General features: G+C 31.4%; 17 protein-coding genes. 16 read left to right on the forward strand and 1 reads right to left on the reverse strand.

The genetic code is table 11. The features are described 5' to 3' along the window. Nucleotides 1–71 precede the first annotated feature (71 nt). The 15 genes from BUB36_RS02780 (at nt 72) to BUB36_RS02845 (ending at nt 15,780) form a co-directional block, all read left to right on the forward strand. Nucleotides 72–2,000, forward strand: coding sequence for a molybdopterin biosynthesis protein (locus BUB36_RS02780; protein WP_073146863.1), 1,929 nt, complete (start codon nt 72–74; stop codon nt 1,998–2,000). 51 nt (nt 2,001–2,051) lie between these two features. Continuing rightward, on the forward strand, nt 2,052–3,014 hold the full coding sequence (gene moaA / locus BUB36_RS02785; protein WP_073146864.1) for a GTP 3',8-cyclase MoaA: 963 nt from the start codon (nt 2,052–2,054) through the stop codon (nt 3,012–3,014). Nucleotide 3,015: 1 nt separating this feature from the next. Beyond that, nucleotides 3,016–3,498, forward strand: coding sequence for a cyclic pyranopterin monophosphate synthase MoaC (gene moaC / locus BUB36_RS02790; RefSeq protein WP_073146865.1), 483 nt, complete (start codon nt 3,016–3,018; stop codon nt 3,496–3,498). Beyond that, on the forward strand, nt 3,498–3,932 hold the full coding sequence (locus BUB36_RS02795; protein ID WP_073146866.1) for an MOSC domain-containing protein: 435 nt from the start codon (nt 3,498–3,500) through the stop codon (nt 3,930–3,932). Before moaC ends, BUB36_RS02795 begins: the two co-directional genes overlap by 1 nt. A 400-nt stretch (nt 3,933–4,332) precedes the next feature. Further along, nucleotides 4,333–4,908, forward strand: a complete 576-nt coding sequence (locus tag BUB36_RS20500) for a GAF domain-containing protein (protein WP_330390388.1) — start codon at nt 4,333–4,335, stop codon at nt 4,906–4,908. 42 nt (nt 4,909–4,950) lie between these two features. Continuing rightward, nucleotides 4,951–6,279, forward strand: a complete 1,329-nt coding sequence (locus BUB36_RS02800; RefSeq protein ID WP_330390389.1) for a sigma-54 interaction domain-containing protein — start codon at nt 4,951–4,953, stop codon at nt 6,277–6,279. A gap of 259 nt (nt 6,280–6,538) precedes the next feature. Then, entirely contained in the window at nt 6,539–8,359 is a 1,821-nt protein-coding gene (locus BUB36_RS02805; protein ID WP_073146867.1) for an aldehyde ferredoxin oxidoreductase family protein, read from the forward strand. 125 nt (nt 8,360–8,484) lie between these two features. Further along, complete coding sequence (locus tag BUB36_RS02810; RefSeq protein ID WP_073146868.1) at nt 8,485–8,709, forward strand: MoaD/ThiS family protein; 225 nt, start codon at nt 8,485–8,487, stop codon at nt 8,707–8,709. Next, a complete protein-coding gene (locus tag BUB36_RS02815) occupies nt 8,710–9,387 on the forward strand; it encodes a HesA/MoeB/ThiF family protein (RefSeq protein WP_073146869.1) in 678 nt (225 codons plus the stop codon). A gap of 142 nt (nt 9,388–9,529) precedes the next feature. Then, nucleotides 9,530–10,882, forward strand: coding sequence for an extracellular solute-binding protein (locus BUB36_RS02820; RefSeq protein WP_073146870.1), 1,353 nt, complete (start codon nt 9,530–9,532; stop codon nt 10,880–10,882). A gap of 90 nt (nt 10,883–10,972) precedes the next feature. Further along, on the forward strand, nt 10,973–11,887 hold the full coding sequence (gene murB / locus BUB36_RS02825; RefSeq protein ID WP_073146871.1) for a UDP-N-acetylmuramate dehydrogenase: 915 nt from the start codon (nt 10,973–10,975) through the stop codon (nt 11,885–11,887). Beyond that, nucleotides 11,877–12,632: a PHP domain-containing protein gene (locus BUB36_RS02830; protein ID WP_242655705.1), complete on the forward strand. Its 756-nt coding sequence runs from the start codon at nt 11,877–11,879 to the stop codon at nt 12,630–12,632. The genes murB and BUB36_RS02830 overlap by 11 nt, the downstream gene beginning before the upstream one ends. Nucleotides 12,633–12,773: 141 nt before the next feature. Beyond that, nucleotides 12,774–13,625: an RNase adapter RapZ gene (rapZ, locus tag BUB36_RS02835; protein ID WP_073146873.1), complete on the forward strand. Its 852-nt coding sequence runs from the start codon at nt 12,774–12,776 to the stop codon at nt 13,623–13,625. Between the two features lie 17 nt (nt 13,626–13,642). After that, nucleotides 13,643–14,983 carry a gluconeogenesis factor YvcK family protein gene (locus BUB36_RS02840; protein ID WP_073146874.1) on the forward strand — a complete coding sequence of 447 codons (1,341 nt, stop codon included), beginning with the start codon at nt 13,643–13,645 and terminating at the stop codon, nt 14,981–14,983. Nucleotides 14,984–15,351: 368 nt separating this feature from the next. Next, a complete protein-coding gene (locus tag BUB36_RS02845) occupies nt 15,352–15,780 on the forward strand; it encodes an NUDIX hydrolase (RefSeq protein ID WP_073146875.1) in 429 nt (142 codons plus the stop codon). Nucleotides 15,781–15,842: 62 nt separating this feature from the next. Here the strand turns inward: BUB36_RS02845 and BUB36_RS02850 are convergent, their stop codons facing one another. Next, nucleotides 15,843–16,022, reverse strand: a complete 180-nt coding sequence (locus BUB36_RS02850) for a DUF1540 domain-containing protein (RefSeq protein WP_073146876.1) — start codon at nt 16,020–16,022, stop codon at nt 15,843–15,845. A gap of 122 nt (nt 16,023–16,144) precedes the next feature. Between BUB36_RS02850 and BUB36_RS02855 the strand changes: the two genes are divergently transcribed. Next, nucleotides 16,145–16,316 (forward strand): IS1 family transposase (locus BUB36_RS02855; RefSeq protein WP_330390390.1); only part of this gene is annotated, 172 nt, incomplete at its 3' end.

The raw sequence follows: 16,316 nt of genomic DNA on the forward strand, positions 1-16,316 counted from the left end.
AATCTTAGAACTTTTTACTTAGAATTGCCAATACGTTGTTAGACATATTGGTGATTATGGGGGTGTTTCAAATGGAAAAATTTGAAAGGAATATCTACCTTTCCAATGTTGAGCTAAATGAAGCTAAAAAATTATTTTTTAACGAGATAAAAGAATCGCTGAAATTTAAAAGAACGGAAATAGTTAGTGTATATGATTCATTAGATAGAATTACTGCTAAGCCTGTATTTGCCAAAATTTCATCACCATTTTTCAATGCATCGGCAATGGATGGAATAGCTGTAATTTCTAAAAAAACATATGGAGCAGATGAAAGAAGTCCTAAGAGACTTAAGATAAATGAAGATTTTATGTATATTGATACGGGAGACGTTATAAAAGACCCCTATGATGCAGTGATTATGATTGAGGATGTTATACCAATAGATGATGAAACTGTAGAAATAATAAAGGCAGCTTCTCCTTGGCAGCATGTAAGACCTACAGGTGAAGACATCGTGGCAAGTGAAATGATTATACCTTCTTATCACAAAGTAACTCCTGTTGATATAGGTGCTATGCTTAGTGGAGGTATCTTAGAAATAGAAGTTGTAAGAAGACCTAAGGTTGGAATAATACCAACTGGTACTGAGATAATTGAACCAGAGGATGAGATAGCTCCTGGAAAGATTATTGATTCAAATTCAAGAATGTTTGAAGCTATGGTAAAAAACTATGGAGGAATACCCTTAAGATATAAACCTGTTTCAGATGACTATAATTTAATTCGAGACAAGATATTACAGGCGATTGATGAAAATGATATAGTAATAGTTAATGCTGGCTCATCGGCTGGAAGTGAAGATTATACTTCTAAGATTATTAACGAAATCGGAAAATTAATTGTCCATGGAGTTGCTATAAAACCAGGAAAGCCTGCAATACTTGGTAATATAAAAGGGAAGCCAATCATTGGAATTCCAGGGTATCCCGTTTCAGCATATATAGTATTTGAGGCCTTTGTTAAGCCCCTAATGTATGAATACCAAGCTATAAAAGAAACAGTACCAATTAGGGTTGAAGGAGTTTTATCAAAAAGAATAATGTCTTCGTTGAAGCACTTAGAATATGTTAGGATGAAATTAGGAAAGGTGGCAGGAAAACTAATAGCTACCCCTCTTAACAGGGGAGCTGGTGTTACAATGTCACTTGTAAAGGCCGATGGTATAGCTAAAATTCCTAAAAACGTTGAAGGAATTGAAGCTGGAGAGGTTATTGAGATTGAACTTATAAAGGATATAGAAAGTATAAATAATACTATAGTTTCTATAGGAAGTCATGATTTAATAATGGATATTATTGCAAATATGATACATGAGAGATATACTGATATAAATCTATCCTCAGCACATGTAGGTAGTTTAGGAGGAATTATGGCGATTAGAAGAGGTGAAGCTCATATTGCCCCTATACATCTATTGGATGAAGGAACTGGAACATATAATATAGAGTATATTAAAAAATACTTAAAAAATAAAGAGGTTTCCCTAATAAAAGGAGTAAAAAGAGTACAAGGACTGATGGTCAAAAAGAATAATCCTAAAAATATTACTACAATTAAAGACTTAACAAGGGAAGATGTAGTTTTTGTAAATAGACAGAAGGGTTCTGGTACAAGAATCCTCTTAGATTATAAGCTGAAAGAATTGAACATTGATAGTAGTGATATACGGGGATATGATAGGGAGATGACAACCCATATGACCGTTGCTTCAGCAGTATTATCGGAAACTGCAGACGTTGGATTAGGTATACTATCTTCTGCTCAAGCTATGGGACTCGATTTTATACCTATAGGAGAAGAAGAATATGACTTTGCTATTCCTTCTGAGTTTTTAGAGGACGAAAAAGTAAAAAAGTTTATAGATATTTTAAAGTCAGATGATTTTGCTGAAAAGCTAATGGAGCTTGGAGGCTATAAAATACAAAAATCAGGAAAAATAGTTAGAATTAACAATTAGCCACTTAAAAGGAATGACCTCAAACTATTGACCTCAAAAGGAGGTGTCTGAGTGATAGATAATATTGGAAGGAAAATAAACTATCTTAGGATTTCTGTAACAGACTTATGCAATTTGAGATGCAAGTACTGTATGCCAGAGGAAGGACTCTGTAAAAAATCCCATGAAGACATTTTAAGAATAGAAGAGATAGAAGACATCGTACGTGAAGGTGCTAAAATAGGAATTGACAAAGTGAGAATTACTGGAGGAGAGCCTTTAATAAGAAAAGGAATTATAGAACTTATAAGGAAAATTTCTAAAATAGATGGAATTAAGGACTTAGCAATAACTACAAATGGTTTGTTACTTAAAAAGTATGCAAAGGACCTCAAGGATGCTGGCTTAAATAGAGTCAATATAAGCATAGATAGCCTTGATAAAGAGAAATACAAGAAGATAACTAGGGGTGGAGATATAAATGAAGTTTTAGAGGGTATACAGGCAGCAAAAAAAGCTAAGTTAACTCCTATAAAACTAAATACTGTGTTAATAGGCGGATTCAATGATGATGAGATTAAAGATTTTGTAAATCTAACGAAAGATTATGAAATCGACGTACGATTTATTGAATTAATGCCATTAGGAGAGGCTAGTACTTGGGCTAAAAGTCATTTTATTCCCAATACAACAGTATTAGAAAGATTTCCTGAACTAATGGCATTATGTAAGGAAGACAAGGGCAGTCCAGCAAAATACTATAAACTACCTAATGGTAAAGGAAAGATAGGATTAATTAATCCTATAAGTAATCATTTTTGTTCAAACTGCAATAGAATTAGGATTACTTCTGATGGAAAAATAAAACCCTGTCTTCATTCAAATTATGAGATTAATATAAGGAACTTAATGAAGGAAAATGTTAAACTTTTGGATATTTTAAGACTGGCTATAGAATCGAAGCCTAAAGAACATACGATTAATGAATTTGAATATGAACCTGTTATTAGAAACATGTATCAAATAGGAGGATAATATGGAATTTACACATTTTAATGAAAGTGGTAAGGCCAAAATGGTTGAAGTAGGTGATAAAGATAATACTAAAAGGGTTGCCATTGCCAAGGGTACAATAAAAATGAGTAGTAAGACCTTAAAAATGATAACTAAGGGGAAGATGAAAAAGGGAGATGTATTGTCGGTTGCTCAGGTGGCTGGCATAATGGGTTCTAAAAAAACCAGTGAAATAATTCCTATGTGCCATAATATATTTATTACAGGAGCTGATATTAAATTTCAGATTGATGAAGAAAATGATGCTGTACACATAGAAGCAGAGGTTAAAACAATAGGTAAAACAGGAGTTGAGATGGAGGCTTTGAGTGCAGTAACAATTACTGCTTTGACTATTTATGATATGTGTAAAGCTGTAGATAAAGATATGTTTATTGAAAATATTAGACTTGTTAAGAAAACTGGTGGCAAATCTGGCGATTATATAAGAAAGGGGGAAAAATAATGGCAAAGGTAATTGCAATAAGTATTAGTGAGAAAAAAGGAGTTCCTAAGGAAAACATTTCAGAAGGAAACTTCATTGAGGATTTTGGATTAGAAGGAGATGCTCATGCAGGTAAGTGGCATAGACAGGTAAGTCTTCTTGGTGTAGAAAGTATTAATAAGATGAAGGAAATAGGGATAGAAGGACTATGTAGCGGGAAATTTGCTGAGAATATTACTACAGAAGGTATAAAACTTTTTGATTTGCCTGTAGGAACAAAACTTCAAATAGGTGAAACACTTCAAGAAGTTACACAAATAGGTAAGGAATGTCACTCAGGTTGTGCTATTTTCAGGCAAGTGGGACAATGCATCATGCCAAAGGAAGGTATTTTTACAAAGGTTATCAAGGGTGGAAAGGTAAGAGTTGGAGATGATATTAAGATAATAAAATAATGATATTTGATTGAATAGATGTAAAATAGAATTAAGTTCAAACAATACTAAAATATTATACAATATCCACGAAAGTGAATATTATTAGACATTACCATAGTTTCTAGGGGTATTTTAGAAGCTATGGTTTTTGTTTTAGAAAATTGTTTGGGTAAGAGAAATTTAATTAAGTGAGAAACTTGCATAATTAACACTAATAATTTTGAAATACAATATGTAGATAGCTTTCTTGACTCTCTCTACTACATTTTGTATTGAAAAATTCTTTAAATGTATTATGCAATTTCCTCAAGTATTATTACAGCTCAAATTTCTATTATAATATTTTTCTAGAAAATTCTGATTTTTCATGAAAGATATGATAAAATCTAATTGTATCTATATTAAGGGGGAAATTAGTATGAAGAAATTTGATAAATACAAAGCAAAAGATTATATAATACGATCCCATGAAAGATGCAAAAATATGAAAGTTGAATATAATAGAATATATAGTAAAAAGATTATTTCTGGAGATAAATTACAAAAAAAATTAGAGGAAAAAAGGGAGCTGATTATTACTGCAGAGCCATTTATGAATCAAATTTACAATTTTGTTAAAGGTTCAAACTTTTTTTCAATATTAACAGATGAGGAGGGATGTATTTTAAGTGTAATTGGCGATGAAAATATTTTGTCTGAAGCATTTTCCCTTAAAATGATACCTGGTGCATATATGGACGAAGCAAATATTGGTACTAATGCCATGGGGACTGCTTTAGCGGAAGGAAAACCTGTACAAATCTCTGGAGATGAGCATTTTATAAAGGCTTATCACAGATGGACTTGTTCTGGAGCCCCTATAAAAGATTCTAATGGTAAAATTATTGGATCTTTAGACTTAACTGGATATAGTGAAAATGTACATTCCCATACGTTAGGAATGGTTGTAGCAGCAGTAAATGCCATAGAAAAGATGTTTTATATAAATAAATGAAATGAAGACTTAAAAATATCGAAAATCTATACTGAAACTATTATTGACTCTATACCAGCAGGAATTTTAACTGTAAATCTAGATGGAAGTATTAAGTCCATCAATAAATACGTTACTAAAATGTTTGGTTTTAGCAAAGAAGAGATGAAAAAAATGAAAATTTGGAATCTTTTTGAGGGATGGGAAATAGTCAAAGATGCCATATATTCACAAAACACCTTTTTAGATGAAGATGTTTTTGTTAATTCACGAAGAAATAAACTTCAATTTAATCTTAGCGCTTATCCATTATACGACAATAAACAAAATCTGAGAAATGTTATACTTGTTTTTAAAGAGATAAAAAAGGTAAGAAAATTAGCAAATAAAATCATGGGTAGGCAAGCAATATATACCTTTGACAAGATAATCGGAAGGAATAAGGAATTTTTGCAAACCATGGAGTTTGCAAAAAAGATAGCCGATAGTAAATCGACAATATTAATTATGGGAGAGAGTGGAACAGGTAAGGAAATATTTGCTCAGTCTATACATAATCATAGCAACAGATGTGAAGAACCCTTCATTGCATTAAACTGTGGTGCTATACCTAAAAATCTTATCGAGTCAGAATTGTTTGGTTATGAAGAAGGAGCATTTACAGGAGCTAAAAGAGGAGGTCAGCCTGGAAAATTTGAGATAGCTGATGGAGGAACTTTATTCTTAGATGAGATAGGAGAAATGCCGATAGATATGCAGACGAGATTACTGAGAGTAATTGAGGAATCTACGGTAAATAGGATAGGAAGTACTGACGAAATATATATAAATGTTAGAATAATAGCCGCTACCAATAAAGATTTAACAGAAGAAGTTAAAAAGGGGAATTTCAGAAAGGATTTATTTTATAGACTTAATGTGTTACCATTAAGACTTCCGCCTTTAAGGAAACGTAAAGATGATATACCATTATTAATAGAATATTTTATGGACAGAATTTCAAAAAGATTAAACAAGAAAAAAGTTAGTATTTCTGATGCACATATGAATAGGCTTATGAAATATGAATGGCCAGGAAATGTAAGGGAATTGGAAAATTTTATTGAACTAGTAATAAATACTGAATATATTCCCATTGATATGAATAGAAATGAAACTAGACTAGAGATAAAACAAATATTAGATAATAATAACAATGTTTGTTACAAACTGGAGCATGTTGAGAAGGAACATATAATAAAGGTTTTGAGAAAGTGTAAAGGAAATATTACGTTAGCAGCAAGAAAGCTAGGTATTGGAAGAAATACGTTGTATAGGAAAGTAAATAAATATGGAATTGATTGTTCCGAATTTGAACAGTGTAACGAAACGGAACAATCAAAAGTTATATAAAACGTTCCATAATGGAACGTTTTATTTTTTGCTTTACTCCTTTGTTATAGAAAAACTAGATATTTTATATTGGCATAAGGTTTGCATATAGAAAACCTAAATCAATAAATAAAAATAAATGAGGAAATTGCATAATACATTTAAAGAATTTAGGGGTGCGAAATGTAGTAGAGAGACTCAAGAAAGCAATTTACATATTGTATTTTAAAATTATTAATGTTAATTATGCAAGTTTCTCAAATAACTAAGGAGGAGTAATATGTACGGTTATGTTGGAAAAATATTAAGAATTAATCTTAAAGAAAAAACTGCAAAGGTGGAACCATTAAACCTAGAAAAAGCAAAGAAATTTATTGGAGGTAGAGGATTAGGAACTAAGATGCTATATGATGAAATTGATCCTAAAATTGATGCACTTAGTCCTGAAAACAAGCTTTTAATAGTTACGGGTGCTTTAACAGGTACTGCAACACCAACAGGCGGAAGATATATGGTTGTAACAAAATCTCCACTTACTGGAACGGTAGCATCATCAAACTCAGGAGGATACTGGGGTGCTGAATTAAAATTTGCTGGATATGATGCAATTATTGTAGAAGAAAAGGCTGATTCCCCTGTTTACATAAATATAGAAGATGATAAGGTAGAGATTAAAGATGCATCAAATCTTTGGGGTAAATTAGTTTCTGAGACAACTGACATACTTGAAAAAGAGTATGGAGAAAAGGTTAAGGTTCTTACCATTGGTCCAGCTGGTGAAAAGCTTTCAAAAATAGCAGCTATCATGAATGATAAAGATAGAGCTGCTGGTCGTTCAGGGGTTGGTGCAGTAATGGGATCAAAGAATCTTAAGGCAATAACTGTTCAAGGAAGCAATAGAAAAGTTGAAGTAAGCGATCCTGAGAAACTAAAAGAAGTATTTTCAAGATCTATCAAGAAAATAAGAGAAGATGGGGTAACTGGGCAAGGTCTTCCAGCTTATGGAACTGCTGTGCTTGTCAATATTATTAATGAAAATGGTGTACATCCAACAAACAATTTCCAAAAAGGTCATTTTGGAAATGCAGAAGATATTAGTGGTGAAACATTAGCTGAAAAATATTTGATTAAAAAAGAAGCTTGTTATAGATGTCCAATAGCATGTGGTAGGTATTGTAGGGTAGATGACATTGAGGGTGGCGGACCTGAATATGAAACTATTTGGGCATACGGCTCAGACTGTGGAGTAAATGACCTTGGAGAAATAATTAAGGCAAACTATTGGTGCAATGAACTTGGACTTGATACGATTTCTGCTGGTGCTACTTTAGCTACAGCTATGGAGCTTTACCAAAAGGGATATATCAAAGATAAAGATATTGATGGAACTCCGCTAGAATTTGGTAATGCAAAAGCTGTAGTAGAATGGACTAAAAAAATGGGCTTGCGTGAAGGTTTAGGAGATAAATTTGCTGAAGGTTCATATAGATTAGCTGAAATGTATGGTGTTCCAGAGTTATCAATGTCTGTTAAGAAACAAGAATTACCAGCATATGATCCGAGAGGAATACAAGGTCAAGGATTACAATACGCAACTTCAAATAGAGGTGGTTGTCACGTTAGAGGATATTTAATTTCTCCAGAGATATTAGGCTCACCTGAAAAGCTTGACAGATTTTCACTTGAAGGAAAACCAACATGGGTTAAAATATTCCAAGACTTAACAGCTGCTATTGACTCTTTAGGATTATGTCTATTTACTTCATTTGCTTTAGGAGCAGAAGATTATGCAGAACTATACAATGCAGTTTGTGGAACAGATCATACTGCAGAAAGTATTCTTGAAGCTGGAGATAGAATTTGGAATATAGAAAAGCTATTTAACCTAAATTCAGGTATAGATAGTTCAGACGATACATTACCTAAGAGATTACTTGAAGAGCCTATCCCAGAAGGACCTTCTGAAGGTTGGGTAACTAAGTTGGATGAAATGCTGCCTAAATATTATGAAGAAAGAGGCTGGGATGCAAAAGGAGTTCCTACTGAAGAAAAATTAGCACAACTAGGGTTAGTTGAAGAGGTTGCATCGACTGAAGTATAATATAAATCTAAAAATGAAAATAGGAATTACTATTATGAGTGGCTTCGTTAGAAGCCCTATTGAAATACTATTGATCATATATGTATTTAGTAATAATAAATAGTTGCAATATGGGAGGTGCATTAATGGAAATAGAAGTGAGACTATTTGCAACTCTAAGAGAAGGAAGAGGAAAAAAAATTTTTTTCCAGTTTGAAAAAGGTATAAGTCCTCATAAAATAATAAAATTATTAAACATAAAAGAGGAAGATGTATCAATATTATTGATTAATGGAAGGAATGGAGAGTTAAATGTAGAACTTAATGAAGGAGATGTAGTTTCGATTTTTCCACCTGTAGGAGGCGGTTAAGTGAAAAGATACATTAGAAATATGAATATGCTTAGTAAAGAGGAAAATGAAAAGCTTAAGGATTTTAAAGTTTGTGTTGTTGGTTGTGGAGGACTTGGGGGATATATAATTGAGATGCTTGGAAGATTAGGTATTGGACATATAACAGCCGTAGATGGTGATGTTTTTGATGAAACTAATCTTAATAGACAAGTATTATCTGATGTTGAAAATCTGGGTAAATCTAAAGCCATGATAGCACAAAGGAGAATGAAGCTAGTAAATCCTTTGATAGAAATAGTACCTATTGATAATAGGATTACAGAAGAAAATGCAGAAAAAATTCTGTGTGGACATCATTTAATTATTGATGCTATTGATAATATATATATCAGATTTCTATTACAGGATACAGCTTCAAAATTAAATATACCAATGATACATGGAGCTATTGCAGGTTGGTACGGTCAGGTAGCCACAATTTTTCCTGGAGACAAAACATTAGAAAAAATATATCCCCAAAAGGATGTAAAGGGATTAGAGAATGAAATTGGAAATCCTTCATTTACTCCAGCCTTAATTGCTTCGATACAAGTTTCAGAAGCTCTAAAAATTTTACTTAATAAGGGTGAGATTCTTAGACATAAGCTATTATACATCGATTTATTGGAACATAATTATATGATTATGGAACTGTGAATTTAAGATTCTAAAATTTTGACAAATTAAAATTATGAAATTTCTTCAATTCAAAGTATATAAAAATGAGGATATAATAATTTGACATTAAAAGTAATACACTAATATATTTATTAATAAATATAGGGTAGGAGGTGTGCCTATGAGGAGGATTAATTATAGACCTTTTACCCTTTTTCTTTGCTTATCTTTAATAATATTTATTCTTTTTGCTCCCCACTTTTTGATAAGACCTCAGATGGATGAATTAATCGATAAGGTTTTTGAAAAAAAAATTGAATGGAAGGGTATTATTACAATAAGGGATTATCCAAGATTAGATATGACTACAGGACATAAATATTCTTGGATTACAAAAAAAATAAAGGAGTTTGAAAGAAATAATCCAGGTGTTATTATAGATTTTAAGCCTTTAGATCCTCAATTTGGTCATATTGAGCTTAACACAGCAATAAAAACTAATTCTTGCCCAGATATAGCACCCATTGGGTCTGATTTTCAAATTATATCATCAGGTGCTTTAGAGCCGCTAGATGAATATTTAAATAAAGATGAAATAAATAATTATAAACCTAAAGCAATTTCAGCTGTAAAATATGAAAATAAAATATGGGGAATTCCTTATATGATGGAGACTCACTGCCTTTTTTTAAATCAAGATTTATTTAATGAAAGGGGAGTAAAGCTGCCAAATGAAGGCAATTGGACCTATGAAGAATTTGTAGAGACATTGAAGCAATTAACATATGATAAAAATGGAGATGATAAAATAGATGTTTTTGGCTTTAATTCATATATAAAGCCTAATTCATATAGTACTTGGGGAATACTACTAAGTGATGGAGGAAAAATATTGGATTATAAAACAGATGAGTATATTTTTTTTGGAGAAAGAGCGGTCTCAGGATTAAAAAAACTAATAGATCTAAAATTAGTTCATAACGTAACACCACAAGACTTTGGAATTAATAATGCTGCTGAAGCTTGGAGAAGTTTTGCTATAGATAAAAAGGTGGCTGTTTATCCAGGGAAATCATCTTTAATAAGTGTATTAAGATTATTAAATAGCAGGGGTAAGGGTTTTAATATAGGGATAGCAAATTATCCTATTGGAGAAGCTGATATACCTATATCATCTGGAAATATGGTTACTGCCTATGGAATTTTTAAGCAAGAGGATAAGAAGAAACTTGAAATGTGTGTAAGATTCTTAATGTATTTAACTGATGATGAGAGTCAAAGGGAACTATATAAACAAGGGGCTTTTCCTGTGAAGCGAGATATCGAAAATATATATAAAAACGATGAGATAATGTCAAAATTACAAAAAACCTTGTCTAATTCAAATACAATAGGGCTGCATAGGGATTGGAATATAATAGATGATATACTTCAAACTCAAATAAGAATGGCTCTATTAAGTAAGAAAACTCCTGAAGAAGCAATAAAAGCAGCAAAGGAAAAGATTGATAAGATTATTGATAATAACCAATAGCTATATACCCTTGTTTTTAACAAATCAAAAAGGTATACTTATCTTGACTTCAAATAAAAATTATAATTGATAGTGTTGGGAGATGTATATATGGATATAAATAAAGTATATAAGGACATATTACATAAAATTAGTCCCCAAAATATATTTAAAAATGAAATGATGGCAAATCATACATCATTTAAAATTGGTGGACCTGCTGATATAATGGTACTGCCTAGAACTATAGATGAAATAGTTTCTATGATAAAGTATTGTAAAGAAAATAAAATAAAATATTATGTAATTGGAAACGGTAGTAATTTACTAGTAAGACATAAAGGAATTAGAGGAGTAGTTATAAAAATTGCAGATAATTTTAATGATGTAGACATAAATGACACAAAGGTTACAGCAAAGGCAGGTGTGTTGCTTTCTCGTTTATCTAAATTAATTATGAAGGAAAGTCTGGAAGGATTTGAATTTGCCAGCGGAATACCTGGAACTTTAGGTGGGGCTGTGGCCATGAATGCTGGAGCATATGGTGGAGAAATGAAAAATGTTGTAACAGGAGCATCTGTTTTAGATAGCCATGGTAATGTGATATATCTTAATAATGAGGAACTAAAATTTGGCTATAGGAAAAGTATTATACAGGAAAAAGGATATATAGTGTTAGATGTAAATATGGAATTTAAAAAAGGTGATTTTCAAAAAATAAAGAGTATAACCGATGATTTAACTAAAAGAAGGACCTCAAAACAACCTTTACATTTACCTAGTGCAGGTAGTACCTTTAAAAGACCAGAAAATCATTATGCAGCAAAGTTAATTGAAGATGCTGGATTAAAGGGTGTGAGGCTAGGTGATGCCCAGGTGTCCGATATTCATTGTGGTTTTGTGGTAAATTTAGGGAAAGCAACCTATGAAGATATATACAATCTCATAAAGCTTGTGCAAAAAGTAGTGAGGGATAAATTTGATGTCATGTTAGAAACTGAAGTAAAAATAATAGGTGAAGAATAGTGGTGATATAATGAAAATATTTGCTGATTATCATACCCATTCAACATATAGTGGGGATGCTAAAGGAAGTATCAAGGAAAATGTTGATGCTGCTAAAAAAAAGGGACTAAGAGAAATAGCTATTACAGATCATGGCCCAAAGCATATAGGTTATGGAGTAAAAAAGAAGGATATAAAAAAAATTAGAAAAGAAATTGATGAACTTAATAGAGTTAATACAGATATAGAAGTGAAATTTGGATTGGAAGCAAATATTATTGGTATAGATGGAAAGATTGATGTAGATGAAGAAATTAGAGAGGAATTAGACATTTTGCTGGCTGGCTTTCATTTTGGAAGTATGCCCGATAAGCTTATAGAGGGAGCAAAGATTCAAATCTATAATGTATTAAGTCCATTATTGCCGTCAATTGAAAGAAAATCGAGGGTAATAAATACAAAGTCTGTAGTAGAAGCTTTAAAAAAATATGATATAGATATCCTAACACATCCAGGGGCAAAGGCATCGATTGACACAAAGGAAGTAGCAAGGGCAGCGGTAGAAAATGACACAGCCTTAGAGATAAATAGCAGTCATGGCTATATGACAGTAGAGTATATAAAGATTGCTATGAAAGAGGGAGCCAAATTTGTTATTAGTAGTGATGCCCATAGGCCAGAGGATGTAGGCAATGTTAAAAAGGGAATAGAACGTGCAGTGCAAGCAAATTTAAGCGTGGAGAGGATAATAAATGCAGAAAAGTAGTGCTGAAGGTTTTTAGGGTGAGGTTGAGGTTAAGAACTAGGAACAAGGCTCTTAAGAGAACAATTATTTATAGAGGATTAAATTAAAGACTTTAAAACTAAATCTGAATATTTAGAACTTTACAATGGATGAGGTGGGTCGATGAAATTTGTGATAATTACTGGTCTATCGGGAGCAGGGAAAAGTCAAGCCATGAAGTGTATGGAGGATTTAGGATTTTATTGTGTAGATAATTTACCTCCTGTATTAATTCCAAAATTTGCGGAACTGTGCTTTAGTAATAGAGGAGAGATTCAAAAAATAGCTTTGGTCATAGATATAAGGGGGCGAAAATTTTTCAACGATCTTTTCAAAAGTCTTGACCAGCTTAAAAATAATGGCTATAAATATGAAATATTATTTCTTGATGCTTCAGATGAGACTTTAATAAAGAGATTTAAAGAAACAAGAAGAGTTCATCCTTTAAATACAGAGGGAAGAATTATTGACGGAATAAATTCTGAAAGACAAAGATTGGAGGAGCTAAAGCTCAGAGCTGATAAAATAATAAATACTTCTGATATGACACCAGGAGAATTGAAAGAAGAGATAAAAAAAGTATATATTGAAGGTACAAATAATAATATTATCATTTCAGTTTTGTCCTTTGGATTTAAGAAAGGGATTCCATTAGATGCGGATTTAGTTTTTGATGTAAGATTTCTCCCTAATCCCCATTATATACCTGAACTTAAAGAGTTTACTGGCAATGATAAAAATGTTAGGGATTATGTAATGAAATGGCCAGAGAGTATAGACTTTGTTAAGAAGCTTAATGATCTTATAGACTTCTTAATACCTTATTATGAGAGAGAAGGTAAATATCAGCTTGTTATAGCTATTGGATGTACAGGCGGTAAACATAGATCTGTAACAGTGGCAAATATTTTATATGATTATTTAAAAGAAAAAGGGCATAGAGTGAAAATTAACCATAGGGATGTACCTAAATAAAAAGGAGCAAGGGGGATATGAACATTTTTTTCTGGCTTAAAATAGGTATAAAAATAAAAAGATGGATAGTTTTAGGAGTAATTGGTATCGTATTAGCTACTATAAGTATATATAGTTTTTTGAATAACATAAATGGAAGGATAATAAGTGCTGAAAATATATTCTTATTATTTGGATTAGGAATTATATTAGGAGTATACTCTATATACGGAGGTTTCAAAAGCTTAAGCAATATATTTATAAATTTAGATGCTAATAGAACTTTTAGTACTCCTAAAAAAATTGATTATTTATATGACAAGAGTATTTTAGATAGAGGGTTAAGGGTGGTTGTAATAGGTGGAGGAACGGGATTATCTGTATTACTAAGGGGACTAAAGAAATTTACTTCTAATATAACAGCAATTGTTACTGTTGCAGATGATGGTGGAGGTTCTGGAAAACTTAGGGAAGACTTAGGAATGCTTCCTCCTGGAGATATAAGAAACTGTATTCTAGCTTTAGCTGATACCGAACCAATTATGGAAAAACTTCTCCAATATAGATTTAAAGAAGGAACTTATAAGGGTCAAAACTTTGGAAATCTCTTAATAGCATCAATGGTTGGTATATCAGATAGCTTTGAAGATGCTATTAAAAGAATAAATGATATATTTGCTGTGGTAGGTAAAGTAATACCAGTAACCTGCGAAGATGTTACTCTCTATGGAAAATTGAAAAATGGGAAAATAATAAAGGGAGAATCTCAAATTCCTATAAAAAGCAAAGAATTAGATAGTCCTATAGAAAGTGTATTTATTAAACCAAAAAAAGTTAAACCTTTATTAGAAGCAAAAGAAGCTATAATTAATGCTGATGTTATAATATTTGGACCTGGTAGTTTATACACAAGTATTTTACCAAATCTTATAGTTGAAGATATAACTAAGATGATAAATCAGTCTTCTGCTATTAAAGTATATGTATCTAATGTTATGACACAGCCAGGTGAAACAGATGATTATTCTGTTGGTGATCATGTAAAGGCTATTTTAAAACATACTAATGAAAAAATAATTCAATATGTTTATGCCAATAATAAAAGAATACCTGAAGAAATATTTATGAAATATAAAGAAGAAGGAGCTAAACCAGTTAGCATAAAGGAAGAAGATAAATATTTCTTTAAAAACTTTGGAATAAAGCTAATTCAAGATAATTTCATAGAGGTTAAGAAGGGATACCTTAGACATGATGCCTTTAAGCTGTGTGATGCTATTTTACAAATGGCTATAGACAAACAATATAATGATGATAAAGCAAGATTCTTCGAATTAAATTCTATAATGAAGAAGGCAAGAAATAGTAATAATAAATAGCATAATAAATGGATTGGTATTTAATAAAAAGTGGCATTTAAAATGTTGCTTTTTATTTTTTTAAAAGCTATAAAAAGAGAGTATTTAAGATATTGTTATTGAAATAATTACCATACTATGTTAATTTAATTATGCTATACTATTAATAAATTGTTCCGAATGAAAGGATTATATAATATATTATAATATAGGAATAGTAAAGTAATACTGATATAATAGTAGTATATTTTACTTATATAGGATTTATATAGTAAAACTTAATTTATACATGTACAAATATGCAAGATTTCTGGGTCTTTTGGACATATATAAATTAAAATTTTCATTAAAATCCCTATAGGAGTTTTTTAGCATAAGGAGTGGAACAATTGAGAGAAGAAATAAGTGCAGGTGGAGTTGTATATTTTGGTAATGCAATTTTGCTTCTCAAAAAATATAATGGTGATTGGGTATTACCAAAGGGTAAGATTGAAAAGAATGAAGATACAAAAGATACTTCTATAAGAGAAGTTTTTGAAGAAGGCGGAGTTAAGGCTGATGTTGTAAAATATATAGGAAAGATACAGTATTCCTTTAAGGACAGTTGGAAAAATAATGAAATTATTAATAAAACCGTGCATTGGTACTTAATGAAAGCTAGAAGCATGTCATGTAATCCTCAAAAAGAGGAAGGATTTATAGATGCTAGATTTATCCATATAGACAGAGTAAAGGATATGGCAAAGTATAGCGATGAAAAGAATATTATTAAGCGAGCTATAGATGAAATTAAAAAGCAAAGACCTCACAAGGAGTGAGGTCTTAGATTGTAGAAGAAGCATACAAAATAATAGGATTTAGAGGAAGATGAAGTGTAAAATTAAAAGGTTTTGTTATCATCAGTTGCTGATACGAAAGTTGTACAGGCAGTTCCATCACTTGTCTTTGCATAACCATCGCCTATGGCATTGACTTCTAGTTTTTGAGCTTGACAATAATTTTGATGGTTATATTTACAGTTTGATACAGAACATTTAACCTGCATTTGAGGTCCAGCCATAGAAATACCTCCTATATTTATATAACGCTCTGTAAACTTAAATGAAAATTGAGGACTTCAATCCTCTGTGGTACAATGTTTTTGCTAAAAAAACTATACCTCCCAGAAAGGATGAAGTCCTCATGCAAAAAATTGTACCAATTAAATGTACAAAATGCAATAATAAAGATTCTTTTTACCGTTATGGTAAAGATAAAGATGGTTATCAAAAATACCTTTGTCGCAAATGTAATCACCAATTTGCTCCTGATAAACCAATATCTAAAAAGGTACCTAAATACCCTCGCTGTCCCC

Source organism: Paramaledivibacter caminithermalis DSM 15212 (assembly GCF_900142245.1).
GTDB classification, from domain to species: domain Bacteria; phylum Bacillota; class Clostridia; order Peptostreptococcales; family Caminicellaceae; genus Paramaledivibacter; species Paramaledivibacter caminithermalis.